Source organism: Sediminibacterium sp. C3, assembly GCF_000508085.1.
Classification (GTDB): domain Bacteria; phylum Bacteroidota; class Bacteroidia; order Chitinophagales; family Chitinophagaceae; genus Sediminibacterium.
This window is the reverse complement of sequence record NZ_KI669560.1, coordinates 1,935,155-1,958,234: the sequence shown is the minus strand read 5'-3', so window position 1 is coordinate 1,958,234 and position 23,080 is coordinate 1,935,155. Positions and strand designations below refer to the sequence as shown.

At 41.2% G+C, this 23,080-nt stretch carries 28 protein-coding genes and 1 tRNA gene; 16 read left to right on the top strand and 13 right to left on the bottom strand.

Annotated elements, in window-relative coordinates; translation table 11 throughout:
- The first annotated feature begins 185 nt into the window (after positions 1 to 185).
- Entirely contained in the window at positions 186 to 635 is a 450-nt protein-coding gene (locus F777_RS0109120) for an LEA/WHy family protein (protein ID WP_026751772.1), read from the top strand.
- A 26-nt stretch (positions 636 to 661) separates the two neighbouring features.
- On the opposite strand, the gene F777_RS0109115 is transcribed toward F777_RS0109120, so the two are convergent.
- Together F777_RS0109115 and pyrE are read right to left on the bottom strand one after the other, a co-directional pair.
- Positions 662 to 1,063 carry a hypothetical protein gene (locus F777_RS0109115; RefSeq protein ID WP_026751771.1) on the bottom strand — a complete coding sequence of 134 codons (402 nt, stop codon included), beginning with the start codon at positions 1,061 to 1,063 and terminating at the stop codon, positions 662 to 664.
- 74 nt (positions 1,064 to 1,137) lie between these two features.
- The gene (gene pyrE / locus F777_RS0109110; RefSeq protein ID WP_026751770.1) at positions 1,138 to 1,767 is read right to left on the bottom strand and encodes an orotate phosphoribosyltransferase; all 630 of its coding nucleotides are present in this window, start codon (positions 1,765 to 1,767) and stop codon (positions 1,138 to 1,140) included.
- A gap of 43 nt (positions 1,768 to 1,810) precedes the next feature.
- Here pyrE and F777_RS16290 point away from each other — a divergent pair, with 43 nt between their 5' ends.
- Positions 1,811 to 2,263 (top strand): NUDIX hydrolase, encoded by a 453-nt coding sequence (locus tag F777_RS16290; RefSeq protein WP_051408531.1) that lies wholly within the window; start codon positions 1,811 to 1,813, stop codon positions 2,261 to 2,263.
- Here F777_RS16290 and F777_RS0109100 read toward each other — a convergent pair.
- From F777_RS0109100 to pyrR, 4 genes are read right to left on the bottom strand one after another with little or no spacing between them, the layout of a single operon-like run.
- Entirely contained in the window at positions 2,220 to 2,651 is a 432-nt protein-coding gene (locus F777_RS0109100) for a hotdog fold thioesterase (RefSeq protein ID WP_081720499.1), read from the bottom strand. The two genes, F777_RS16290 and F777_RS0109100, sit on opposite strands and share 44 nt — an antisense overlap.
- A gap of 4 nt (positions 2,652 to 2,655) precedes the next feature.
- Positions 2,656 to 3,126, bottom strand: coding sequence for a pantetheine-phosphate adenylyltransferase (gene coaD, locus F777_RS0109095; protein ID WP_026751768.1), 471 nt, complete (start codon positions 3,124 to 3,126; stop codon positions 2,656 to 2,658).
- Between the two features lie 12 nt (positions 3,127 to 3,138).
- On the bottom strand, positions 3,139 to 4,071 hold the full coding sequence (locus F777_RS0109090) for an aspartate carbamoyltransferase catalytic subunit (RefSeq protein ID WP_026751767.1): 933 nt from the start codon (positions 4,069 to 4,071) through the stop codon (positions 3,139 to 3,141).
- A 20-nt stretch (positions 4,072 to 4,091) separates the two neighbouring features.
- Positions 4,092 to 4,613 (bottom strand): bifunctional pyr operon transcriptional regulator/uracil phosphoribosyltransferase PyrR, encoded by a 522-nt coding sequence (pyrR, locus tag F777_RS0109085; protein ID WP_026751766.1) that lies wholly within the window; start codon positions 4,611 to 4,613, stop codon positions 4,092 to 4,094.
- Positions 4,614 to 4,695: 82 nt separating this feature from the next.
- On the opposite strand from pyrR, the gene F777_RS0109080 reads away from it, so the two are divergent.
- Positions 4,696 to 5,778, top strand: coding sequence for a DNA replication/repair protein RecF (locus F777_RS0109080; protein ID WP_026751765.1), 1,083 nt, complete (start codon positions 4,696 to 4,698; stop codon positions 5,776 to 5,778).
- A gap of 20 nt (positions 5,779 to 5,798) precedes the next feature.
- On the top strand, positions 5,799 to 6,080 hold the full coding sequence (locus F777_RS0109075; protein WP_026751764.1) for a DciA family protein: 282 nt from the start codon (positions 5,799 to 5,801) through the stop codon (positions 6,078 to 6,080).
- On the opposite strand, the gene F777_RS0109070 is transcribed toward F777_RS0109075, so the two are convergent.
- The 3 genes from F777_RS0109070 to F777_RS0109060 are packed head-to-tail and all read right to left on the bottom strand — an operon-like array spanning position 6,081 to position 8,195.
- The gene (locus tag F777_RS0109070; RefSeq protein ID WP_026751763.1) at positions 6,081 to 6,494 is read right to left on the bottom strand and encodes a CBS domain-containing protein; all 414 of its coding nucleotides are present in this window, start codon (positions 6,492 to 6,494) and stop codon (positions 6,081 to 6,083) included. It abuts the gene before it with no gap.
- A 60-nt stretch (positions 6,495 to 6,554) separates the two neighbouring features.
- Positions 6,555 to 7,646, bottom strand: coding sequence for a BT_3928 family protein (locus F777_RS0109065; RefSeq protein WP_026751762.1), 1,092 nt, complete (start codon positions 7,644 to 7,646; stop codon positions 6,555 to 6,557).
- Positions 7,647 to 7,649: 3 nt separating this feature from the next.
- Positions 7,650 to 8,195, bottom strand: coding sequence for a DUF1599 domain-containing protein (locus F777_RS0109060; protein ID WP_026751761.1), 546 nt, complete (start codon positions 8,193 to 8,195; stop codon positions 7,650 to 7,652).
- 46 nt (positions 8,196 to 8,241) lie between these two features.
- On the opposite strand from F777_RS0109060, the gene folP reads away from it, so the two are divergent.
- On the top strand, positions 8,242 to 9,069 hold the full coding sequence (gene folP / locus F777_RS0109055) for a dihydropteroate synthase (protein ID WP_026751760.1): 828 nt from the start codon (positions 8,242 to 8,244) through the stop codon (positions 9,067 to 9,069).
- 54 nt (positions 9,070 to 9,123) lie between these two features.
- Here folP and F777_RS0109050 read toward each other — a convergent pair whose 3' ends face one another.
- Complete coding sequence (locus F777_RS0109050) at positions 9,124 to 10,050, bottom strand: FKBP-type peptidyl-prolyl cis-trans isomerase (protein ID WP_081720498.1); 927 nt, start codon at positions 10,048 to 10,050, stop codon at positions 9,124 to 9,126.
- 2 nt (positions 10,051 to 10,052) lie between these two features.
- Positions 10,053 to 11,060, bottom strand: coding sequence for a DHH family phosphoesterase (locus tag F777_RS0109045; RefSeq protein WP_026751758.1), 1,008 nt, complete (start codon positions 11,058 to 11,060; stop codon positions 10,053 to 10,055).
- Positions 11,061 to 11,188: 128 nt separating this feature from the next.
- Here F777_RS0109045 and F777_RS0109040 point away from each other — a divergent pair, with 128 nt between their 5' ends.
- Both F777_RS0109040 and F777_RS0109035 read left to right on the top strand, forming a co-directional pair.
- On the top strand, positions 11,189 to 11,605 hold the full coding sequence (locus F777_RS0109040) for a nucleoside-diphosphate kinase (protein ID WP_026751757.1): 417 nt from the start codon (positions 11,189 to 11,191) through the stop codon (positions 11,603 to 11,605).
- A 151-nt stretch (positions 11,606 to 11,756) separates the two neighbouring features.
- The gene (locus F777_RS0109035) at positions 11,757 to 15,014 is read left to right on the top strand and encodes a S41 family peptidase (RefSeq protein WP_081720497.1); all 3,258 of its coding nucleotides are present in this window, start codon (positions 11,757 to 11,759) and stop codon (positions 15,012 to 15,014) included.
- Between the two features lie 95 nt (positions 15,015 to 15,109).
- On the opposite strand, the gene F777_RS0109030 is transcribed toward F777_RS0109035, so the two are convergent.
- Positions 15,110 to 15,183 (bottom strand) — tRNA-Pro (locus F777_RS0109030).
- A gap of 86 nt (positions 15,184 to 15,269) precedes the next feature.
- On the opposite strand from F777_RS0109030, the gene F777_RS0109025 reads away from it, so the two are divergent.
- From F777_RS0109025 to F777_RS17290, 9 genes are read left to right on the top strand one after another with little or no spacing between them, the layout of a single operon-like run.
- Positions 15,270 to 16,535, top strand: a complete 1,266-nt coding sequence (locus tag F777_RS0109025) for a dihydroorotase (protein WP_026751755.1) — start codon at positions 15,270 to 15,272, stop codon at positions 16,533 to 16,535.
- Between the two features lie 8 nt (positions 16,536 to 16,543).
- Positions 16,544 to 17,080 (top strand): DUF4199 domain-containing protein, encoded by a 537-nt coding sequence (locus F777_RS0109020; protein ID WP_026751754.1) that lies wholly within the window; start codon positions 16,544 to 16,546, stop codon positions 17,078 to 17,080.
- A 6-nt stretch (positions 17,081 to 17,086) separates the two neighbouring features.
- Positions 17,087 to 18,037 (top strand): glycosyltransferase family 2 protein, encoded by a 951-nt coding sequence (locus tag F777_RS0109015; protein ID WP_026751753.1) that lies wholly within the window; start codon positions 17,087 to 17,089, stop codon positions 18,035 to 18,037.
- Positions 18,038 to 18,046: 9 nt separating this feature from the next.
- Positions 18,047 to 18,244, top strand: a complete 198-nt coding sequence (locus F777_RS18375; protein ID WP_235785918.1) for a hypothetical protein — start codon at positions 18,047 to 18,049, stop codon at positions 18,242 to 18,244.
- Positions 18,245 to 18,291: 47 nt separating this feature from the next.
- Positions 18,292 to 18,555, top strand: a complete 264-nt coding sequence (locus F777_RS18370; RefSeq protein ID WP_235785917.1) for a hypothetical protein — start codon at positions 18,292 to 18,294, stop codon at positions 18,553 to 18,555.
- 49 nt (positions 18,556 to 18,604) lie between these two features.
- Positions 18,605 to 19,189 (top strand): glycosyltransferase, encoded by a 585-nt coding sequence (locus F777_RS18365; protein ID WP_235785916.1) that lies wholly within the window; start codon positions 18,605 to 18,607, stop codon positions 19,187 to 19,189.
- An 8-nt stretch (positions 19,190 to 19,197) separates the two neighbouring features.
- Entirely contained in the window at positions 19,198 to 19,773 is a 576-nt protein-coding gene (locus F777_RS0109005) for a D-sedoheptulose-7-phosphate isomerase (protein WP_026751752.1), read from the top strand.
- Between the two features lies 1 nt (position 19,774).
- The gene (locus F777_RS0109000; RefSeq protein WP_026751751.1) at positions 19,775 to 20,338 is read left to right on the top strand and encodes a D-glycero-alpha-D-manno-heptose-1,7-bisphosphate 7-phosphatase; all 564 of its coding nucleotides are present in this window, start codon (positions 19,775 to 19,777) and stop codon (positions 20,336 to 20,338) included.
- A 51-nt stretch (positions 20,339 to 20,389) separates the two neighbouring features.
- Entirely contained in the window at positions 20,390 to 21,256 is an 867-nt protein-coding gene (locus F777_RS17290; RefSeq protein ID WP_051408530.1) for a hypothetical protein, read from the top strand.
- A 33-nt stretch (positions 21,257 to 21,289) separates the two neighbouring features.
- Here the strand turns inward: F777_RS17290 and lepA are convergent, their stop codons facing one another.
- The gene (gene lepA, locus F777_RS0108990; protein ID WP_026751750.1) at positions 21,290 to 23,074 is read right to left on the bottom strand and encodes a translation elongation factor 4; all 1,785 of its coding nucleotides are present in this window, start codon (positions 23,072 to 23,074) and stop codon (positions 21,290 to 21,292) included.
- Between the last annotated feature and the right edge of the window lie 6 nt (positions 23,075 to 23,080).

The window sequence follows — 23,080 nt, the reverse complement described above, 5'->3', positions numbered from 1 at the left end:
TCAATTATATTATATAAAATATTTTATATCAACTATTTAAATAAATAAAAGAGTGCTAAATTATTTATCATAAAAAATCAACCACTTTTTTGCCCTTTTTGCTAAATAGATTAGCCTACAAGTTACAAAATAATTAACGTGCTTGCGGTAGAAAATCCCCTATTTTCGAATAAAATTTACTTTCCTTGAAATCGCTCCCACTCTACCTGTTTCTGGCATTCATTTTCGTTGGCTGTGCTGCACCCAAAGAATTGGAATACCGTAAAGTTCAAAACATTGAAATCAAGCAATTGGGTTTTAACCAATCCAAATTGAATTTTGAACTGGTGTACTTTAACCCCAATAAATTTGGATTAGACTTAAAAAAAGTAGACAGTGATGTTTACATCGACAATACCTATTTGGGGAAATTTCAACTGGACACTTTAATGAAGATTCCCAGAAACAGCGAATTTGTACTACCTTCTTCCATTAACATCAATATGCAAAATTTATACAAGAATGCCGCCCAGCTATTGTTTAAAAAAGAACTGACCATCAAGGCCAAGGGGGATATAAAAATAGGTAAAGGGGGTATTTTTAAAACCTTTCCCTTTACCTATGAAGGAAGACAGGAGTTCAACCTGTTTAAATAAGTTTATTCCACCGTTTTGGGCAGAAGCTATTGTACTGGCGGAATATGACAAGGCTTGGGGGGCTTGGGACCACCGCCATCTTCGGCTCTTTTACATATTGGGGGTAATTTGGCATAGGATTCCGGCACAGCTTTTTCTTCGTTCGCATCAAAACCTGCATTGTTCAAAGCAGCTTTAATCATGGATTCATCAGCCCGGTCAGGCCAGAATTGAACTTTAATTTCCCCTTGTAACAGATTGATTTTCCATTGAATAAGCCCGGATTCCATGGTAGATTTATTGGCTTGTACCAGGTATTTCTCTAAAATAACTTTACACTCCCAGCACTTCAGGTTATCTGATTTAATGGTTACCCATTGCTGTTTGGGCTGCTGAGAAAAGGCCTGCAAGGAGAATATTAAAGCCCCTGCCAGAAAAATTTTTTTCATATCCAATTCTATTTATGGGTTCAAGCTCGTTACTACCTGTGATTTAATAATATTGCAAATACTATTCCAGATTGTTATTTGCCCCAATTCGCCGGATCCTGGCTCCATTGCATCAGGGTCTCTTTGGTATCAGCCGTTACCAATCCCTTCTCAATAGCCAGTTCAATCAAGGTGGGGTAATTGGTCAGGCTGCTGGTTTTAACCCCTGCGGCTTCGCAAGCTTCTTTAGCTGTATTGAACCCATAGTTGAAAATAGACACCATCCCTACAATTTCAGCACCTGCAGCTCTTAACACATCCACCACCTGCAGACTGCTTTTACCAGTAGAAATAAGATCCTCAATTACCAATACCTGCTGCCCCTTTTCCAGTGCACCTTCAATCTGATTGCCCAATCCGTGTTCCTTGGGCTTGGGTCTTACGTAAACAAACGGCAGTTTCAGCTGATCCGCGGCCATCGCTCCCCAGGGAATCCCTGCAGTGGCTACACCCGCTAATACGGTTGCTTCCGGGTATTGCTCAAAAATGACACTGCATAATTCACTCTTTACAAAATCACGCACATAAGGAAAAGACAAAACCTTTCTGTTGTCGCAATAAATGGGGCTTTTCCAGCCGCTTGCCCAGGTAAAGGGCTGTGCAGGACTCAATTTGATGGCCTGAACCTGTAATAATTTTTCTGCTACTGCTTTTTCATTTGTCATGCTACAAAAGTAATTCCTATTTTCATTGCGAAAAGATGGAAATATGCACAGTAATCTGGAAAATGAAAGGAAGGTAATACGCGCAGGGGGTGGATTGTTACTGAACGAGAACCATGAGTTACTCATGATTTTTCGCAGAGGCTCCTGGGACCTGCCCAAAGGCAAACTGGATGAGGGAGAAACCATGGAAGCCTGTGCCCTAAGGGAAGTAGAAGAAGAAACAGGTGTTGGTAATTTACTATTGGGTGAATTGTTAGGCATGACCCGTCATCAATATTTTGACCCCTATATTCAAGAGGAAGTGATCAAAGAAACCCATTGGTATTCCATGAATGTGAAAGGAAGTCCGGCACTGATTCCACAAACAGAAGAAGATATTACCGATATCAGATGGGTACCTTTACAGGAGGTTTCAGAACTATTGAAAAACAGTTTTGATACGATTCGGGAAATTACCGGTCTTTTCTTTTCAAAACAGCCACGGTTAAACGACTGATACAAACCAGGTGTTCTCTTTCGTCGTGAATTTTTATTTCCCACACCTGTGAGCTGCTGCCTATATGTATGGGTTTGGCGGTTCCGGTAACATAGCCATTGCGTACACTGCGTAAATGATTCGCATTGATTTCCTGACCAACGCATATGAATTGATTGTGGTCTACCACCAGGGCTGCACCAACACTACCCAGGGTCTCTGCCAATGCAACAGAAGCACCTCCATGCAATAATCCGTAAGGTTGTTTGGTTCTATGATCAACCGGCATAGTAGCTTTTAAATAGTCCGGGCCAATTTCGGTAAACTTCATACCCAGGTGCTCTCCTAATGTATCTTTCCCCATTCCATCAAACTGATCAATGGATAGGTTTTTATTAAACCAGATCATGCAATTATTTTTTTAGCGTGTTGATGACTGCCTGAGGCAGGAAGGGAGAAGCATCTCCCCCGTTTTTAATAATATCCCTTACAATGGTGGAAGCCACTGATGTATACTTGGGTTCTCCGGTAAGGAAAATAGTTTCTATCTGGTTATCCAGTGTTCGATTGGCATCCGCAATGGTTTTTTCATATTCAAAGTCACTCACATAACGAATACCCCTCAAAATAAACCTTGCGCCAATTTGTTTGCAAAACTGAACGGTTAATCCATCATATGCTACACTTTCTACTCTTGGTTCATCAGAAAAAATTTCTCTGAACCACTGCATCCGCTGTTCTGCGCTGAACATTGGATTTTTTATGGAATTGATACCAATCCCTACCACAATTTTATCAAACAAGGGAAGTGCCCTTTTGATAATATCCGTATGACCCAGGGTAACAGGATCAAAGGTTCCCGGAAATAAACAGATTCTTTGCATAGGAATTGAACTTTAATTTTCGTTGGTTCTTCCGGCCAATAGGTACAATACGGCCATTCTAACTGCAACACCGTTTTCAACCTGATTTAAAATGATGGAATGAGGTCCATCTGCTACATCGCTATCCAGTTCTACCCCTCTGTTGATGGGTCCGGGATGCATGATCACGATTTCTTTATTTAGTTTATCCAGTACCGATTGTTTAATCCCATAAGCCAGATTGTATTCTCTTAAAGAAGAAAACAAAGGCTGGTTCTGTCTTTCCAGTTGTATTCTAAGTACATTGGCCACATCGCACCATTGCAATGCTTCCTGTAAGTTATAGGTAACCCTTACGCCCAATGCTTGTTCCAGGTATTTGGGAATTAATGTAGGTGGCCCTACTACCGTAATCTCTGCACCCATTTTCTTCAACAAGTACATATTGCTGAGTGCCACCCTGCTGTGCATGATGTCTCCGATGATTGCCACTTTTAATCCTTCAATTTTGCCCGTTCTTTCCTGCATAGAAAATGCATCCAGCAAAGCCTGCGTAGGATGTTCATTAATTCCATCGCCTGCATTCACAATGGCGGCCGGAATATGCTTGGCCAGAAAATGGGGCGCTCCTGAAGCACTGTGTCGCATCACCACCAGGTCCACTTTCATGCTCAGGATATTATTCACTGTATCCAGCAAAGTTTCTCCTTTGGCAGCAGATGAACTGCTCGCTGCAAAGTTTAATACATCAGCAGATAGTCTGCGCTCCGCCAGTTCAAAAGACATCCTTGTTCTGGTAGAGTTTTCGTAGAACAAATTAACGATGGTGATATCTCTCAATGAGGGAACTTTCTTAACAGGTCTTTGTAAAACTTCTTTGAATTGTGCTGCTGTTGATAGAATCAGCTGAATATCCTCTTTCTGGAGGTCCTTGATACCAAGTAAGTGTTTGGTAGATAGTTTCATTAAAAATCAAAATTACAGTTTTAGACCAAAACAACTTCGTCTTTTTCATCCTTTTCTTTCCAGTTCACTTTTACCTTATCAGTAATAATGGTGTCAATGGCTTTACCGGCAAAATCGGGCTGAATGGGCAGCTCCCTGCTGAACCTTCTGTCGATTAAAACACATAAGGAAACTTTGGCAGGTCTTCCAAAATCCAATAAAGCATCTAGTGCAGCCCTAATGGTTCTTCCGGTGTACAATACATCATCAATTAAGATAACGGATTTGCCTTCTATGCTAAAAGGAATATCAGTGGTATTGGCAATATGCAGACTGTTTCTTACATCATCTCTGTAAAAAGTAATATCCAGTCTGCCATACTGAATTTTCTGTTGGGGCACAATGGATTTTAAAGCGGCTACAATCCGGTCACTTAAAAAGATTCCTCTTGGCTGCAGCCCAATGATGACAGTATTTTCTAAGTCCTGGTTATTTTCTAACATCTGATGAGCCAGTCTTTGAATACTCAAATCCATTTGCTCTGCGGATAATATTGTTTTCAATCTCCCAATTTTTAATAAAATTAAAGGCTTTATTCCATTCTAAAAGGGAATAATTCTGCGGGTTCTTCTTTACTTTGCGCCAATGCTTCAGTTAACCCAGATAAACCTGATTCAATTCAGAAATTACGAGACCACTACGGTCTCTTTTTCTGAACCCATTGTGGCTATCTGTGGGTTAAACGGAACAGGCAAAACCAATCTACTGGATGCCATTTATTATCTGGGATTTTCCAAAAGTTATTTTGGTAGAACTGATGCACTGAATGTACAGCATGGCAAACAAGGCATGCGGGTTGCCGGCACTTACCAGAAGGCAAATGAATTGCTTGAAGTCTCTTTCATCATAAGAGAGAACAATAAAAAAGAACTGACTGTGGGCGGTGTTCCGGTAAAGAAAATGTCTGATCATATTGGACAATTCCCCTGTGTTATGATTGCCCCGGATGATATTGCACTGATTACAGGTGGCAGCGAAGAAAGAAGAAAGTTGATGGATAGTATATTATCGCAAACCAATAAAACCTATCTGGAACAACTGATTGCATATAATAAAATACTGCAGCAAAGAAACAGTTTGCTGAAACAACTGGCAGACAACCCCTCAATGGGGAATGATTTGCTGGAGGTTTACAATGATCAACTGATACAAAGCGGACAATATATTTTTTCCTGCAGACAACAATTTCTCAGTGTTTTTCTTCCACAGGTTGGCGCCAATTACCAGCAGATTGCAGGTAAAACAGAAGATCTGCAATTGAGCTACGAAAGTCCGCTTCTTCAAAAAAGCTTTGCCAGTATTTTAAAAGACAATCTATCCCGCGACCTGGCTCTGCAAAGAACTTCCAGCGGGGTACACAGAGACGATATTGGTTTCTTTCTAAATGACTGTCTGTTTAAAACAGAAGCATCACAGGGTCAACGCAAGAGTTTGTTATTTGCCATTAAACTGGCCGAATGGGAATACCTGAGAAATACCATTGGCACTCCTCCTATTTTGCTGCTCGATGATGTATTTGAAAAACTAGATGAAAGCCGAATGGCCCATTTATTAACTACGGTTTCCCGGGAACCCTTTGGACAGGTATTTATTACGGATACCCACACAGAAAGAATCAAGGAAAAACTGGAAGGCACCAATCGACCTTATCAATTGATACAATTGTAATTTAGACTTAACTTTATATTATGGGAGAAGTAAAAATTGGGGATGCATTTAAACAATTGAAGGGACTGAATCACCTGAAAAAAGGCATACGCTCTGCTCAAATTGAGGATATCTGGGAACAACTAATGGGAAAGACTGTTGCCAAGTACACAGAAAAAATTCAGATCATTCAAAAAAAGCTCTTCATACATACCCCTATCGGTCCATTAAAAAATGAGCTGAATTTCCAAAAACCACAAATCATAGCAAGAGTGAATGAAGCTTTTGGGGAAGAAGTTATTGAAGAAGTAATTATTCAATAATTAATAAACCGGTTCAGAGAATTCATCTCCTGCTTCCAGGCTATCCCGCATTAAATCGTGAATGGTTACAATCCCTCTGAAATCAAAATCTTCAAACACAACCAGGTAGCGGGTTTTGTGCTGATTCATCAGCTTCATGCATTCTTCTGCAGTGGTATTCAATGAAACAGAAGGCAAACCCGTGGTCATGATTTCACTAACCGATGTATCGGTAGAATTCTTATTTAATAAAACTACTTTCTGCGCATAATCACGCTCTGTCATAATTCCCTTGAACTGATCACTATCTTTTACAATTACATAGCTCAGGTTCTCTGCTTTCATTAAAGAAAGTGCTTCAATTACCTTTAAAGAAGAAGGCACCCCATTGAAATAAGGCCCCTTTTTATTTAATATATGTCTGACTGTATTCATAATTGTGTTGATATTACACTAAGTTCGGTCAAACGGGTCAAATTTCAAAATTGAAAGATGCTATTGCAGTTTTTCAGCATCCAGATAACTTAGTTTCTTAAGTATGTTGGCACCTTCCATTAATACCAATGTTGGCTGAACTCTTGCAGCAGTCTTTAACACAGTAGCGTCACAGTTCAAGACCGTGTATGCGGGAAATGCTTCCTGTATTTTGGTTCCTTCCGCAGAAACAAAAATTACCGGAATATTTTTATTCAATAATCGATAATCATTCAGCCAACTGTTAAGCCTGGCTTTCCACTGATCCAGGTTGCTGGCATCTTTTACCAACACCATCAGGTATTTTCCTTTTGTTTGCAAAACAGCTTCTGTTGTATCACTACCGTTTAGTGTTTTTAAAGCAAAATCTACAATGGCAGGTTTTAATCCATTTCCTTTTTTTACCAGAACGTCTTTGCGACTTATATATTCGTAGCTATCATCAAAATCTTCTGGAAAATGGTCCTGATCAAAGGAAACAGATTTTCCGTTTTTTTGATACGTAAAAACAATTTGCATGCTATCGCTGGTTGCACCCGCCGGTGTTTCCATTTGCTTCAGAATATTATTGCCTACTTTATACGGAAGGCAATCTACCCAGGGCAAGTGTTTCAACACATATAGTTGCGCCATCACAGAAAAAATCATCGAAGCAGCAACAATGGCCATACTCCAGCTAACAGGTAAGGATGCATTGATTTTTTTCTGATAAACCACCAGGAACAAAATCAGTACCAACAAAATCAGGTCTTTATAAAAAGACTGGGCTGCGGTTAATGGGATGCAATCCCCAAAACATCCGCAGGTTTTAATCTTTCCTGAAAAAAGCGCATAGCCTGTTAAAAAGGTAAAGAAGATAATCAGCAATAACAATAGCCAGCTAAACCATTCCATTTTCCAGCCAATGATAATAGCAACCCCGGCCAGCACTTCAAAACTGTTCATGGCAACGGAGAGAAACAAGGTAAAATCATTAAAGCCATGCAGTCCCCACACTTCAAAGAATTCCTGCATTTTATAGCTGAGTCCAATAGGATCATTCACTTTAATGAGACCGGAAAAAATAAACAGCAGTCCAACAAACCAACGAATCAGCCAAAGCAAATTTTTCATGTTTTAGTGTTTTCCTTCCTGAATCAGAATCAAGGCGAAAGCAGCATAATTGATGATGTCAACATAATTGGCATCAATTCCCTCACTAATCAGGGTCTTGCCGTCGTTTTGGAGAATCTGTTTGATGCGCAGTAATTTCATCAGTATTAAATCGGCAAAACTTTCCTGGCTCATATCTCTCCAGGCTTCGCCATAGTCGTGGTTCTTTGATTGCATCGTATCCATAGCAAACTGAACCTGTTTCTGATACAATTGCTCTGTACTTTCTACCGGCAACTCTTCCACTGTTGGATTACCCAATTCCAGTTGAATCAATCCAATAATGGCGTAATTCAGAATACCCATGAATTCAGATTTAATATCGTCTCCTACTTTCTGGGTTTTTAGTTCCTGAATGGTTCTGATGCGCAGGGCTTTAATAAAAATCTGATCCACTACAGAAATGGTTCTCAATACCCTCCAGGCAGTACCATAATCTTTGGTCTTCTTAATAAAAATGTCTTTACTTGTTTGAACAGCCTGAAAGTATTGGTTGTTGGTATCCTGCATTTTAAGAATATCTTTGAATTGATTGCAATTTAATTGAAACACCGCTATGTTCACACTAAACAGCAAAGGAAGTTTATTTAGTATAGATCAACCCGTTGTTATGGGAATTATCAATGCTACCCCTGATTCTTTTTACAGGGGGAGCAGGGCCGCCACCATAGAAGCTGCCCTAATCAAAGCAGGCACCATGGTTCAGGAAGGAGCTTTCATTTTAGATATCGGTGGTCAAAGCACCCGTCCCGATAGTGAAATAGTGGATGTTCAAGAAGAATTAAACAGGGTAATCCCCGTTATTGAAGTGGTGAAAAAAACTTTTCCATCCACACTTATTTCAGTAGACACTTATTATCCGGAAGTTGCAGCAGCAGCTGTTACAACCGGGGCAGATATGGTAAATGATATCAGCGGTGGCAGATACTTTAAAGAAATGCTTCCAACAGTTGCTCAACTGAAAGTGCCCTATATCTGTATGCATAGCAGCGGAACGCTTGAGACTATGCACCAGAAATTGCCTTATGAAAATATTACCGATGCCCTGCTGAAATATTTTATTGAAAGAATTGATGCCTGCCAACAGGCCGGCATTCTGGATATTATTATTGATCCCGGTTTTGGTTTCGGAAAAATCCCTGAGGATAATTTTGCCCTGATTAAAAATTTAAACGCATTACAGATTCTCCAGAAACCCTTGCTGCTAGGCGTTTCCAGAAAATCAACCATTTACAGAACACTGGGCATTACCCCCGAAGAGTCATTGAACGGAACCACTGTATTACATACCATGGGGCTCATGAACAAAACTCATATCTTAAGGGTACACGATGTAAAAGAAGCCATGCAGGCAATTACGCTGTTCGGGAAAGTTTATGGCTAAAACAAAATGCCCCTCAATAACTGAAGGGCATTTTCTATTATAATATCATTCCTATTATCTCTGTGGCTGACCAGGCTGTCCGGGTTGACCAGGCATACCTGCTGGCTGAGGTGCAGGAGTTGTAACATCCAGCACTTCAACATCAAATACCAGTGCAGCATATGGAGGAATTACCGGAGCACTTCCATTAGGTCCATATCCCAACATGGCAGGAATAAAGATTTTTCCCTTGCCACCTTTGGCAAATGATTTTAGTCCATCTTCCAATCCTCTGATAACGCCACCGGATCCAATCACAAACACAAGGGGTTGTCTGTTAGGAGAATCAGTGTCCATATTGCCATCGAATTTCTTACCATCCAGGAAGGTTCCTCTGTACATTACAGAAACCTGCTTACCTGAATCAGCTTTAGCAGCTGCATCTCCGGCACTTGCCACTTCTACAAAAACGCCTGAAGGCAATTCCTGAGCTTTGATATTCTTCTTAGCAATATGATCTTTCAATTCCTTGATTTCACGGGTTCTTTCCTTCTCCATTTCCGCCTTGTAATCTGCCATCATTAGTTCCTGAGTGGCAAATACTTTCATCACTTCTACTCTTCCGTTAATCTGATCTTTCTCCTTAAAGATATTGTTGTACTCCAACATACCGAATTTCTTCAGGGAGTCAACACTCATTACAAATTCTACTTTGTCACCAGGAGCACACTGATTAATGATTTCAATAAAGCTATGCTTGGCTTTCTGTGCAGAATCCACCATGAAATAAACAGGGATTCTACCAAATGAACTGCTTAGTAAGGAATCTTTTGCAGGAAGCTTGTATTCAACATGCATCTTTACAAACTGACCTTGCTTTAATAAATCCTTACTGGAACCTTTTTCAATCTTATAGGCAAGACCGGTAGGTGTTTTTTCATATTGATTACAACTTGCAAACAATACAGCCGCTGAAAATAGCGGTACGATAATTCTCCTCATTTTTATTGTAGTTGGGTTTTATACGCTTGAATTACTTGTTTAAATTTTTCTACTGTTTTTTCTACAGATTCATCGCTTCTTCCACCGGAAGCATTTGCGTGTCCGCCGCCTTCAAAATGTTTTCTGGCGAACTGGTTTACATCAAATCCTCCTTTACTTCGGAAACTCCACTTTCTTTCTTCGGTTCTGTCAATTACAATGGCTCCAAAGCGGATTCCTTTAATGGTTAACAGATAATTCACCAGCCCCTCTGTGTCTCCTGTTTTTATATGATACTTCTGCAAATCTGCTTGGTGAATATACATGATTGCTGTGTTGTATTCATACAAAACTTCCATTCTGTTTAACAAGGCAAAGCCAATAAAGCGCAATCGGCTTTCCATGAAATTGTCGTAAACATGATTGTGAACAGCTGTATGATCAAATCCAGTGTCTTTTAGCTCTGCAATCATACGATGCACACTGGCTTTGGTGGCGGGGAAACGGAATGAACCCGTATCTGTCATGGTACCCGTGTAAATACAGGTGGCAATATCTTGTGTTAATTGGTCTCTTCCACCCGCTTCCATGATGAAATCATACACCATTTCACAGGTAGAGCTTTTACCGGTATCACTGATGCCATAATGAAAATTGACTTCATCGGGTTGCTCATGGTGATCAATCAAAACCTTGATGGCTTTGGCACTGGCCAGATGCGGCGCCAGGTGCTTGGTTCTGTGAAAAATATTAAAGTCCAGACAAAATAGAATCTCAGCCTTATCCAGCAAGGAAAGGCATTTCTCTTTATTGGCTTCAAAATTGATGACTTTGTCCACTCCAGGCATCCAATCCAGAAAATCGGCCCAGTTGGTTGGAGAAATTACGGTTACCTGATGTCCGCCGTTGTGGAGAAAATGATACAAACCCAGTGTAGATCCCATTGCATCGCCGTCCGGCTTCTGATGCATAGTGATAACGATATTCCTGGGTGTTTTTAATAAAGGATAGAATTCACTAATCAGTTGCATATAATCGGGCAAAAATGCAGTTTCTTCATTAGACTCTCAAAAGATTTTGAGGATTTTATTGAAATTTTAGGGTTTGATTACCGTTCAACCCCTTGCTATTCCTTACTTTTGCGCCGAAATTTAACAATATGAGCAATCAAACATTTACCATGATTAAGCCAGATGCAACCCAAAAAGGGTACACTGGTGCAATTTTAGATCAAATTATCAAAGCTGGTTTTTCTATCAAAGCCATGAAATGGACTCGCTTGACCAAAGAGCAGGCTGGTTTGTTTTATGATATTCACAGAGAGCGTCCTTTTTTCGGAGAATTGGTTGATTTTATGAGCAGCGGCCCAATTGTTGCAGCTGTTTTGGAAAAGGAAAATGCAGTAGCTGATTTCAGAACCCTTATTGGTGCTACTAACCCTGCACAGGCAGCGGAAGGAACCATCCGTAAATTATATGCAGCTTCTGTAGGTGAGAACGCCGTTCACGGAAGTGATAGCGATGAGAACGCAATTATTGAAGCTGACTTCTTCTTCTCAAAGTTAGAAAGATTCTAATTTAACTGATTTGAGTTGTATAGCTTAATTCAATCGCATGTTTTGTTGCGAAAATAATAATGAACCCGACCTGCCAAAAAGGTCGGGTTTTTTATTTGCAGTCTTCATTCAGGTATTGTATCTTATTCTCCAATACCAAAAATGAATTCCTATGCAACGGAAAAGCTTCTCTTTTAAAAGAGCTTTTATAGCAGGTTTTGGCTTGCTATTTACTGGTACTTTAATCGCGCAGGGTACCATGTTATTAAGGCAACCCAATGCCAGTAAGGATCATATCGTGTTTGTACACGCAGATGATTTATGGGTAGTTGATCATAACGGTGGCGATGCCCGAAGATTAACCAGTGCCATTGGTTCAGAAACCTCTCCTAAAATTAGTCCCGACGGTAAATGGGTAGCATTCACAGGTCAGTACGACGGCAATGCAGACGTCTTTATTGTACCCATTGATGGGGGTGCCCCAAAGAGATTAACCTGGCATCCGGGTGCAGATATTGTACAGGGATGGATGCCCGATGGACAATCGGTTTATTTTACTTCTGGCAGAGCAGGCTACCCTACTGTAAACACCAAGTTTTTTAAAGTAGATATAAAGGGTGGAACACCGGAAGCCTTGCCATTGCCTTTTGGATTCGTGGGCAGTCTTTCCCCTGATGGATCTACCATGGCTTACCAGCCCTACAGCTTCTGGGATCCGGAATGGCGGAATTACAGAGGAGGTCAGGCGCAACCCATCTGGCTGTTCAATATGAAGAACTATGAAACCACCAAAACCGTTCAGGGAAACAAGGAGAGACATACAGCCCCCACATGGAACAATGGCATTTTGTATTTCTTATCTGAACAGGATTATATCAACAATATCTGGTCCTATGATCCTAAAACAAAGACACAAAAACAGATTACTTTCTTTAAGGATTTTGATATCAAAAATCTTTCTGCAGCAAACAACAAACTGATATTTGAACAAGGCGGCTATTTGCATAGCTATGATATTGCTACACAAAAAACCAGCCGTCTCAATATTACGGTAAAAGCAGACTTAAACTGGGGCAGACCTCGCTGGAACAATATCACTGGTGCCAACTTAATCAATGCCAGCCTATCTCCTAGCGGAAAGCGGGCTTTGTTTGAAAGCAGAGGCGAAATATTTACCGTACCCAAAGAAAACGGAGACTGGAAAAATATCAGCAACAGTACCGCATCGGCTGACCGCTCTCCGGTATGGTCTCCGGATGGTCAAAAAATTGCCTGGTTCTCCGATGAAAGTGGCGAATACCAATTGGTTGTTAAGGATCAGTTTGGCTTACAGACAGCACAGTCTTTCAAAATGCCGAACAAGAAATTCTACTTCACTCCAGCCTGGTCGCCCGACAGCAAATCCATTGCATTTGTAGATACCGATTATACCATCTGGACGATCGACTTAAAAACGGGTGCTTATAAAAAAGTAGATACCGACAAATACGCTCACCCCAACAGAACCATGAAACCAGTATGGTCTCCGGATAGTAAGTGGATTGCTTATGTACAACAACAAGACAACCAGTTCAAGGCGGTGAAAGTGTATCAGGTAGAAACCGGACAAACCAAATACATCAGCAATGACCTGGCAGATGCCATTGATCCGCAATGGGATGAGTCAGGTAAATACCTTTACTTCCTGGCTAGTACCGATTACGGATTGGCTACCGGATGGCTGGATATGAGTAGTTATAACTATCCTGTAAACAGAGCTTTGTATGTAGCAGTATTGAATAAAGATGCAGCATCTCCGTTTGAACCCAAGAGCGATGATGAGCCGGTGAAGAATCCTGCAGACACTGCTAAATCTGCAAAACCTTCTGCCAGTGCAGGGGTTAATGTAAAAATTGATTTTGAGGGATTGGAACTGCGGATATTATCAGCCACCCTACCCTTGCGCAATTACAGTGCATTGGTGGCCGGACCAGAAGGTAGTGTATTTGTAATGGAAGAGGTCGAAAATCAGGGATCTGTTTTATGGAAATATGTATTGAAAGATCAGAAGCCCACAGAGTTTGTTAAGTCTGCCAGCAATGTGGTCAGCAGCTTCGATAGAAAAAGTATTCTTTATCGCTCCGGTGCCAGTTGGTTCATCAATGGCACACAAGCTGCACCCAGACCGGGTGAAGGAAGACTGGCCACTGATGCCATGCGGGTGTATGTTGATCCTTCACAAGAAGCCGAACAAATTTTTAAGGAAGGATGGCGTTTGCAGAGAGACTTTTTATACGTAGACAATGTGCATGGTGCACCCTGGAATAAAGTATTTGAATGGTACCAGCCATGGGTTAAACACGTGAAGCATCGCTCCGATTTAAATTATATCATCGACATCATGAGCGGTGAAGTATCGGTAGGTCACTCCTATGTTAGCGGCGGTGATTATCCCTCCGTACCGAATATCCCAGTTGGTTTATTGGGTGCCGACTACAGTGTAGAAAATGGATTGTTCCGCATTAAAAAAATCTACACAGGTGAAAGCTGGAACCCCGAATTAAAATCGCCTTTGAGCGGCCCCGGCATGAAAGTAAAAGAGGGAGATTATTTACTGGAAGTAGAAGGTAAAAAACTGGATGCTTCCATGAACTTATATAGTTTGTTCGAAGGAACAGCCAACAAACAAATTAAGATCAAAGTAAACAACAGCCCCAATTTGGAAGGGGCACAAACCATTACCGTTGTTCCCATTGCCAATGAAGGCGGATTGCGTTCCAGACATTGGGTAGAAAGCAATCGTAAAAAAGTAGACGAGTTATCAGTTGGCAAACTAGCTTATGTATATGTTCCCAATACAGGAGATCCGGGTTACACTTATTTCAATCGTTACTATTTTTCTCAGCAACACAAAAAGGGCGCTGTAATTGATGAGCGCAACAATGGAGGAGGATCAGCAGCTGATTATATGATTGATATTATGAGTCGTAAACTGCAGGGCTATTTCAATAACCGTGTGGAAGGACATAAAGTATCTACCACACCAATGGCTGGTATCTGGGGCCCTAAAGTGATGATCATTAACGAGAATGCGGGTTCCGGTGGAGACCTTTTACCCTATATGTTCAAGAAGATGAACCTGGGACCATTGGTGGGAACCAGAACCTGGGGTGGATTGGTAGGTACCTGGGATACCCCTCCGTTCATTGACGGAGGTAGAATGGTTGCACCTCGTGGTGGTTTCTTTGACACGGATGGCAAATGGGCAGTAGAAGCCGAGGGCGTTGCTCCGGACATTGAAGTATTTCATGATCCAAAAGCCATTATTGAAGGCCGCGATCCTCAACTGGAAAAAGCGGTTCAGGAAGCGTTGCGATTGATGCCAACGCAGGGCATTGAACTGAAAAAAGAACCAGCACCGCCCATTCGTTCTTTCAGACCAAAAAACTAAGAGATTAATGGAGGTTGATCAAAATATATTTGACCTCATTTTCCTTTTTTGCATCAAAAAGAAAAGCTCCGATCAAAAGATCGGAGCTTTTTTAGTCGGGACGACAAGATTTGAACTTGCGACCCCACGCCCCCCAGACGTGTGCGCTACCGGGCTGCGCTACGTCCCGAACTCTCATTCATTTGTTGAATGGGGTGCAAATATAGGGCTAAAAGAAATTTTCAAGCTATATTGCATAAAATTTTCAACTACTGCATGAATATTCTACTGAAGCAGGTGCTGATTAACGACCCCCACTCTCCTTACCACGGACAAGTTCAGGACATTTTAATTGTAGATAACAAGATTCAAAAAATAGGCGCTCAATTAACTGCTGATAACGCAACCATTGTACAGGAAGAGGGCCTTGAAGTTTCTGCTGGCTGGGTAGATATTTTTGCCCATTTCGGGGATCCGGGTTTTGAGTTCAATGAAACATTCGCTTCAGGTGCAGCAGCCGCAGCAGCTGGTGGTTATACGCGTGTGTTTACTTTACCTAATACGAAACCTGTTACCGACAATAAATCATTGGTAGAATATGCGGCTGGTCAATCCAGACATTTGCCTGTAACTATTCATCCATTGGGGGCCATTACACAAAAAACAGAGGGCAAGGAACTGGCAGAAATGTATGATATGCGCAACAGCGGTGCCATTGCTTTTACGGATGGATTATCCCCAGTTCAATCAGCCGGCTTACTCGTGAAAGCCTTGCAATACGTTAAAGCATTTGATGGGGTTATTATTCAGATACCCATCGATAAAACTATTGGTCATACCGGTTTAATGAACGAAGGAATTATCTCCACTCAATTGGGCTTGCCTGGCTTACCTGATATTGCAGAAATCAGTATGCTCAAAAGAGATATTGACCTGGTTCGGTACAGCGGTTCCCGTATGCATTTTACGGGTATCACCACTAAAACTTCATTGGACTTAATTAAAGCTGCCAAGCTGGAAGGATTGTCCATCACCTGCAGTGTAACGCCTTATCATTTATTCTTCTGTGACGAAGACTTGCAGGGTTACGACACCAATTTAAAAGTAAATCCTCCTTTAAGAAGCAGGGCAGACATGATGGCACTTAGAAATGGCATCCTTGATGGAACCATTGATTGTATGGCATCGCATCATTTCCCTCAGGATTGGGATCACAAGACCTGTGAATTTGAATATGCCAAATTTGGCATGAATGCCCTGGAAAGCGTATTTGCTGCTTTCAACGAATTGTTCCCTGAAATAAGCAATGAAAGATTGGTGGAATTATTTTCACTGAATGCCCGTAATATTTTTAGCATTCCGGTTACTCATATTCAGGAAAACGCTGCTGCGGAAATCACCCTTTACAACCGAAAAAAACAAAGTGCTTTAGAAAAACAAAATGTGAAAAGCAAATCACATAACAATGCATTTCTGAACAAAGCATTACAAGGAAAAGTTTGGGGAACTTTCTGCAACGGACAATTAACCACCAACCAATAAATTATTTTATGAAAGCAAATCTAATTAATGAAGGTGCCAAATACGGCCTTATCTGCGGCTTATCCGCTGTTCTTTTAATGTATGGCAGCTGGGCTGTAGACGTTACTACTTTTACCAATGTAATGTTTGCCTCAACATTCATCCCCTACATGATTATCATCTTGTTGCTGGGTGGATTCGCAGTTAGAAAGCAAAACGGCGGCTACCTTAGTTTTCAGGAAGGATTAAAATTTAATTTTTTGGCTTATGCGGTGGCTGCCTTAATCATTGCAGTTGCTACTTATATTCTGTACAATTTAATTGATGAAACACTAACCGAAAAATCTGCTCAGATAGGTTTGGAAAAAACCAGAGCCATGATGGAAAAATTCGGGGCGAGTGAAGAAGATATTGAAAAACAAATGGCTACTTCTGCAGAAAGCATGAAGAAAACGGGTCTGAAGGAAATCATTATGGGAACAGGTTTAGGATTAATTTGGGATTTCGTAAAGTCGCTTTTACTTACTTTAGTGATTCGCAAGGAAGAAAAATTTGAGGATCAATAATTTTGCATGCAGCTATCTATTGTAGTACCACTGTTTAATGAAGAAGAGTCCCTGCCTGAATTGTGCAGCTGGATTAAATCGGTTGTAGATCAGCATAGCTATAGCTATGAAGTATTGTTGATAGACGACGGCAGCAGGGACGATAGCTGGAAAGTGATTCAAACGATCGCCGGGGGGAATCCGAATATCAAAGGCATTAAATTTCAGCGGAACTACGGAAAATCGGCTGCACTGAATGAAGGATTCAAAGCTGCCCAAGGAGACGTAGTGATTACGATGGATGCAGACATGCAGGACTCTCCCGACGAAATTCCGGCACTCTACAAAATGATTGTTGAAGACGGTTACGATATGGTGAGTGGCTGGAAGAAGAAGCGCTACGACAATACCCTAACCAAAAATATTCCATCCAAATTATTCAATGCCGTGGCCAGAAAGAGTTCCGGCATCAAATTGCACGACTTCAATTGTGGGTTGAAAGCCTACAGAAAAAAAGTGGTGAAATGCATTGAGGTTTTTGGAGAAATGCATCGTTATATCCCAGTATTGGCCAAGTGGAGCGGTTTCCGGAAAATCGGGGAAAAAGTAGTAGAGCATCGACCCAGAAAATATGGTACTACCAAATTCGGCTGGGACCGTTTTATCAATGGATTTTTAGATTTAGGAACCATTATGTTCCTGGGCAAGTTTGGTAAAAAACCCATGCAGTTCTTTGGTTTGTACGGAACCCTTGCTTTTTTAATTGGTTTTATTACCAGTGGTTATTTAATGGTGGCCAAAATTCTGGATCCTGAAGTAGGCATTACCAACAAACCTGCATTTTATATTGCACTTGCGGTGATGATTATTGGTATGCAATTATTCCTGACAGGTTTTGTGGCCGAACTGGTTGCCCGCAATGCTTCTGAAAGGAATGTATATTTAATAGAAGATAAACTGGGTTTGGAAGAAGCCTGATAACAGCCCATGAAAAAAGAGCTGATTTTAATAGGAACCACCTGGCCTTTCAGAAGCGGTGGCATTGCTTCTTTTAATGAAAGACTGGCAAGGGAATTTCAGGCTCAGGGTTATACCGTTACCATTTACACTTTCTCATTACAATACCCTTCTTTTTATTTCCAGGCAAATCGCAATACAGCAGTGATCCTGCGCCAACTGATTTAACCATACACGTAAAAATCAATTCTATCAATCCTTTCAACTGGATATGGATGGGTTTTGCAATTGCCAGAAAGAAAGCGCCATTGATATTGGTTCGATTCTGGCTGCCGTTTATGGGTCCTTGCCTGGGAACCATATTACGTATCATACGTTGGAATGGGATTTCCAAAGTGGTTTGTATTGCAGACAACATCATACCACACGAGAAACGTTTAGGAGACAAATGGTTCACCCGATATTTTATTGGTGCTGTAGACGCATTTATAACCATGAGTAAAAAAAGTGAATCAGGATCTGATGACTTTTACCAATAAAAAATCCCTCACCTGCCCCCACCCTTTGTACGATAATTTTGGAACAAAGATGACCAAAGAAGCTGCCAGAAAGCAGCTGGGGCTACCTGCACAGGAAAGAATTGTATTGTTTTTTGGCTTTATCAGAAAATACAAGGGATTGGATCTTTTGTTGAAAGCGATGCAGCTGGTAAAGTTAAAAAATGAAGCCAACGGCGCTCCACCAGTGAAACTGATGATTGCCGGAGAATTTTATGATGATGCAGCAACCTATCAAAACCTCATTAAAGAATTGGGACTAACCGACTATATATACCCCTTTACCCATTTTATTCCTACCAGCGATGTGCAATATTACCTGAATGCCTGCGACTTTGTAATTCAGCCCTATCGGAATGCAACACAAAGTGGAGTAACACCGCTTGCCTATCACTTTGAAAAACCCATGCTGGTAACCAATGTTGGGGCATTGCCCGATATGATTCTGGCCGATAAAAGTGGTTGGGTAGCAGAACCCAACCCGGAAAGTATTGCAGCCGGTATTGAAGAATTATATTTGCAGGGCGAAGACCATTATTTACCCGAGCTTCGCAAGGGAAAGAAAAAATACCAATGGGATCAACTGGTTCATTCGATTGTTGATCTTGCCAAATAATACAAGCAATGTTAAATAAAATCAACCATATCATTTCCGAATCCATACAGGTGAAACAAAGCCTGCTGAACAACACTGCATTGTTAGAACAAATTGCATGTGTGGTGGATGCTGTAACAACCGCTTTTAAAAACGGACATAAAGTCCAGTTTTGCGGCAACGGGGGGAGTGCAGCTGATGCACAGCATTTAGCGGCTGAATTCTCCGGAAGATTCTATAAAAACAGAACGGCACTGCCTTCTGACGCTTTGCACTGTAACAGCTCCTATTTAACAGCAGTAGCCAATGACTATGGTTATGACGAAGTGTATAGCAGACTGGTGGATGGGACCATGCAAGAAGGAGATATTTTAATTGGTCTTAGCACGTCAGGCAACTCTCCTAATATTGTAAAAGCTTTTGAAACAGCAAGAGCCAAAAATATTATCACAGTTGGATTCACCGGAAACGGCGGTGGCAAACTGGGAGAGCTCTCCCATTTCCTGCTGGATATCCCCTCTAAGAATACACCCCGAATTCAGGAGAGTCATATCATGATCGGTCATATTATTTGCGAACTGGTAGAAGCCAATTTATTTCCTTAAGATGTTTTCACTACAAGAGATTGGCCTGGACTGGACCTTGTTTTTAGACCGGGATGGTGTTATAAACCACGAGAAAAAAGAGGACTATATCCGCAACGCTTCTGAGTTTGATTTTTATGAAGATGCAGCTCAGGCAGTTGCTTTACTGAATCAAAAGTTCAATCGCATCCTCATTACAACCAATCAAAAAGGTATAGGCAAATCCTTGATGACCATTGAAGATCTGAACAACATACATCACTACATGTTGCAGCAGATTGAAAAAGCAGGCGGAAATATCAGCAAGATATATTTTTGCCCGGACCTGGCCGATGACTCACCCAACCGCAAACCTCAGCCCGGCATGGCTTTTCAGGCCAAGGCCGATTTCCCTGATATAGACTTTAGCAAATCTATCATGGTGGGAAACAGAATGAGTGATATGAAATTCGGCAGAAACGCTGGTATGCATACCGTATTTCTGTCCACTACCCATCCGGAAACTCCTTTCCCGGATCCAATGATTGATGCACGCTTTAACAGCCTTTTTGAATTTGCACAAGCCTGCAGAAACGCAAAAATTTGATAAAATTTTCGGGGCGGCTTTGAATGGAATGAATTATTGGTATTTTGCTGTATGATTTTGCGAAGTATCCTGTCCTTCTTCCTTTTTGTTTTTCTGGCTTTTGGTCATGAACCATTAATGGCGCAAACACCTGCCAATAAAGCGATTCTGGCAGCAGCGGAAACCAATTTGAGTGGTTTTGCTTTTACCATATTAAATGCAGAAGACACCGAAGACCGACTGAGAGCCGATAGTTTTTTTACCCGTCAGTTGGTACAGGCTTTAAAAACACCTTATTCATTTAATTATCCATTTGATTCTTTAAAAACCATTTCCAGGATCTACGCACCCGATAGTAGTTTCAGAATCATTACCTGGCAACTCATGAAGGATTTTAGTTACTACCGCTACAAGGGTGCCATTCAAATAAACACCAAAGATGGTTCATTAAAACTCATTCCATTATACGATGGAACTGATTTTACAGAAAACCCTTACGACTCTGTAAGAACCAATCAGAATTGGATTGGCGCTGTATATTATAATATTATTCTGAAAGAATACAATAACAAGAAATACTATACGCTGTTGGGCTATGATGAAAACGATGCCAGAAGCACGCGTAAATGGATTGAAGTATTGCATTTTGACCCACTAGGCAATCCTTTGTTCGGTGGAAAATTTTTCAGTTATCCCAACGATATCATCAAGCCCAAACAACCCGTAAGCCGTTTCTGTCTGGAGTTTAAAAAGCAGGCCAATGCCAAATTAAATTACGATGCCAAACTGAACCGGATTGTATTTGCCAAACTGGCAAGCGAGTCCAATGAGCCTTCTAAAAAGCACACACTGGTTCCCTATGGCACTGTGGAAGGTTTTAAATGGGAATTTGGCCGATGGGTTTACATACCGGAATACGAAGCTGTTGAGCCCGATTAGGTAATCAACCAAGGCCTTATAAAGAGGACTCCGCTAATCTAACTTCAACACGGCAAGAAATGCTTCCTGAGGAATCTCTACGTTTCCGATCTGGCGCATTCTTTTCTTACCCTCTTTCTGCTTTTCCAATAGCTTACGTTTACGGCTGATATCACCACCATAACATTTGGCAGTAACGTCTTTGCGGATGGCGCTAATATTTTCACGTGCTACCACTTTGGCACCAATGGCCGCCTGAATGGCGATCTGGAATTGCTGACGAGGCAACAACTCTTTTAGTTTTTCGCATAATTTTCTTCCGAAATCGGTAGCCCTGCTTCTGTGAATCAATGCACTTAAAGCATCCACTTTATCTCCGTTTAACAGAATGTCCATTTTAACAATATCCGCTTCGCGCTGGTCAATGGGGCTATAATCAAAAGACGCATAGCCTCTGGTAGAGCTCTTTAATTTATCGTAGAAATCAAATACGATTTCAGTTAATGGCATTTCAAAAATCAATTCAACACGGGTAGGAGTTAAATAGCTTTGATTAATTAAAATACCACGCTTACCCAAACACAAAGTCATAATATTCCCGATGTATTCAGGAAGGGTAATGATCTGCGCTTTAATAAATGGTTCTTCAATACGATCAATCTTAACCTGGTCAGGCATTTCAACCGGATTGTTCACCAATATTTTTTCGCCACGTGTAGTATATGCTGTGAAGCTTACGTTGGGAACCGTAGTAATAACCGTCTGATTAAACTCACGTTCCAGGCGCTCCTGAATAATCTCCATGTGCAAAAGCCCCAGGAATCCGCATCGGAAACCGAAGCCCAATGCCTGTGAAGTTTCCAGTTCAAAAGTTAAGGAAGCATCGTTCAACTGCAGTTTATCCATACAGTCTCTCAACTCTTCAAACTCATCTGTATTCACAGGGAAAATACCCGCAAAAACCATGGGCTTTACTTCTTCAAATCCATTGATCATCTCTCCCGGGTTACTCGCTAATGTAAGCGTGTCCCCCACTTTTACTTCCTTCGCATTTTTAATACCCGTAATTACATAACCCACATCACCGGCAGATACCTGGTCTTTGGGGGTCATATTTAATTTCAATACGCCTACTTCATCGGCGATATAATCCTTACCGGTAGCTACAAAACGAATTTTGTCCCCTTTACGAAGGGTACCATTCATGATTCTGTAATAAATAATGATACCACGGAAGCTATTGTAAACACTGTCAAAAATCAAAGCCTGTAAGGGTGCATCCACACTCCCTGCCGGAGCTGGAATGCGCTCACAAATGGCTTGCAAAATTTCTTCAATACCAATGCCTGATTTACCACTGGCCAATAAAATGTCTTCCTGCTTGCAACCAATCAAATCAATGATCTGGTCGGTTACTTCCGGAATCTTAGCCCCATCCATATCAATCTTGTTGATCACCGGAATAATTTCCAGGTCATTGTCGATGGCTAAGTATAAGTTACTGATGGTTTGTGCCTGGATCCCCTGAGAAGCGTCCACCAACAACAAAGCGCCTTCGCAGGCAGCCAATGCACGGCTTACTTCATAACTGAAATCAACGTGTCCGGGGGTATCAATTAAATTGAGTACGTATTGTTCTCCTTTGTGGGTATAATTAATTTGAATTGCATGACTCTTGATGGTAATGCCTTTCTCGCGCTCCAGATCCATATCATCGAGTACCTGGTTCATCATCTCACGCTCTCCCACCGTTTTGGTATGTTCCAATAAACGATCCGCCAATGTGCTCTTCCCGTGGTCAATATGGGCTATAATACAAAAGTTCCTGATATGTTTCATAAGTGT

Coding starts and splice junctions, on each gene's coding strand:
- F777_RS0109065 (WP_026751762.1), bottom strand. CDS start 7,646: ATGAAAAATTTGCTTTGGCTGATTCGTTGGTTTGTTGGACTGCTGTTT.
- F777_RS0109070 (WP_026751763.1), bottom strand. CDS start 6,494: ATGAATACAGTCAGACATATATTAAATAAAAAGGGGCCTTATTTCAAT.
- pyrE (WP_026751770.1), bottom strand. CDS start 1,767: ATGACAAATGAAAAAGCAGTAGCAGAAAAATTATTACAGGTTCAGGCC.
- F777_RS18370 (WP_235785917.1), top strand. CDS start 18,292: ATGGGTTTTGCAATTGCCAGAAAGAAAGCGCCATTGATATTGGTTCGA.
- F777_RS0109060 (WP_026751761.1), bottom strand. CDS start 8,195: ATGCAGGATACCAACAACCAATACTTTCAGGCTGTTCAAACAAGTAAA.
- F777_RS0109075 (WP_026751764.1), top strand. CDS start 5,799: ATGGGAGAAGTAAAAATTGGGGATGCATTTAAACAATTGAAGGGACTG.
- F777_RS0109115 (WP_026751771.1), bottom strand. CDS start 1,063: ATGAAAAAAATTTTTCTGGCAGGGGCTTTAATATTCTCCTTGCAGGCC.
- F777_RS18375 (WP_235785918.1), top strand. CDS start 18,047: ATGAAAAAAGAGCTGATTTTAATAGGAACCACCTGGCCTTTCAGAAGC.
- F777_RS0109015 (WP_026751753.1), top strand. CDS start 17,087: ATGCAGCTATCTATTGTAGTACCACTGTTTAATGAAGAAGAGTCCCTG.
- F777_RS0109025 (WP_026751755.1), top strand. CDS start 15,270: ATGAATATTCTACTGAAGCAGGTGCTGATTAACGACCCCCACTCTCCT.
- F777_RS0109035 (WP_081720497.1), top strand. CDS start 11,757: ATGCAACGGAAAAGCTTCTCTTTTAAAAGAGCTTTTATAGCAGGTTTT.
- F777_RS0109100 (WP_081720499.1), bottom strand. CDS start 2,651: ATGATCTGGTTTAATAAAAACCTATCCATTGATCAGTTTGATGGAATG.
- F777_RS16290 (WP_051408531.1), top strand. CDS start 1,811: ATGCACAGTAATCTGGAAAATGAAAGGAAGGTAATACGCGCAGGGGGT.
- F777_RS0109005 (WP_026751752.1), top strand. CDS start 19,198: ATGTTAAATAAAATCAACCATATCATTTCCGAATCCATACAGGTGAAA.
- lepA (WP_026751750.1), bottom strand. CDS start 23,074: ATGAAACATATCAGGAACTTTTGTATTATAGCCCATATTGACCACGGG.
- F777_RS0109040 (WP_026751757.1), top strand. CDS start 11,189: ATGAGCAATCAAACATTTACCATGATTAAGCCAGATGCAACCCAAAAA.
- F777_RS0109045 (WP_026751758.1), bottom strand. CDS start 11,060: ATGCAACTGATTAGTGAATTCTATCCTTTATTAAAAACACCCAGGAAT.
- F777_RS0109080 (WP_026751765.1), top strand. CDS start 4,696: ATGCTTCAGTTAACCCAGATAAACCTGATTCAATTCAGAAATTACGAG.
- F777_RS17290 (WP_051408530.1), top strand. CDS start 20,390: ATGATTTTGCGAAGTATCCTGTCCTTCTTCCTTTTTGTTTTTCTGGCT.
- F777_RS0109090 (WP_026751767.1), bottom strand. CDS start 4,071: ATGAAACTATCTACCAAACACTTACTTGGTATCAAGGACCTCCAGAAA.
- F777_RS0109050 (WP_081720498.1), bottom strand. CDS start 10,050: ATGAGGAGAATTATCGTACCGCTATTTTCAGCGGCTGTATTGTTTGCA.
- F777_RS0109020 (WP_026751754.1), top strand. CDS start 16,544: ATGAAAGCAAATCTAATTAATGAAGGTGCCAAATACGGCCTTATCTGC.
- coaD (WP_026751768.1), bottom strand. CDS start 3,126: ATGCAAAGAATCTGTTTATTTCCGGGAACCTTTGATCCTGTTACCCTG.
- folP (WP_026751760.1), top strand. CDS start 8,242: ATGTTCACACTAAACAGCAAAGGAAGTTTATTTAGTATAGATCAACCC.
- F777_RS0109000 (WP_026751751.1), top strand. CDS start 19,775: ATGTTTTCACTACAAGAGATTGGCCTGGACTGGACCTTGTTTTTAGAC.
- F777_RS18365 (WP_235785916.1), top strand. CDS start 18,605: ATGACCAAAGAAGCTGCCAGAAAGCAGCTGGGGCTACCTGCACAGGAA.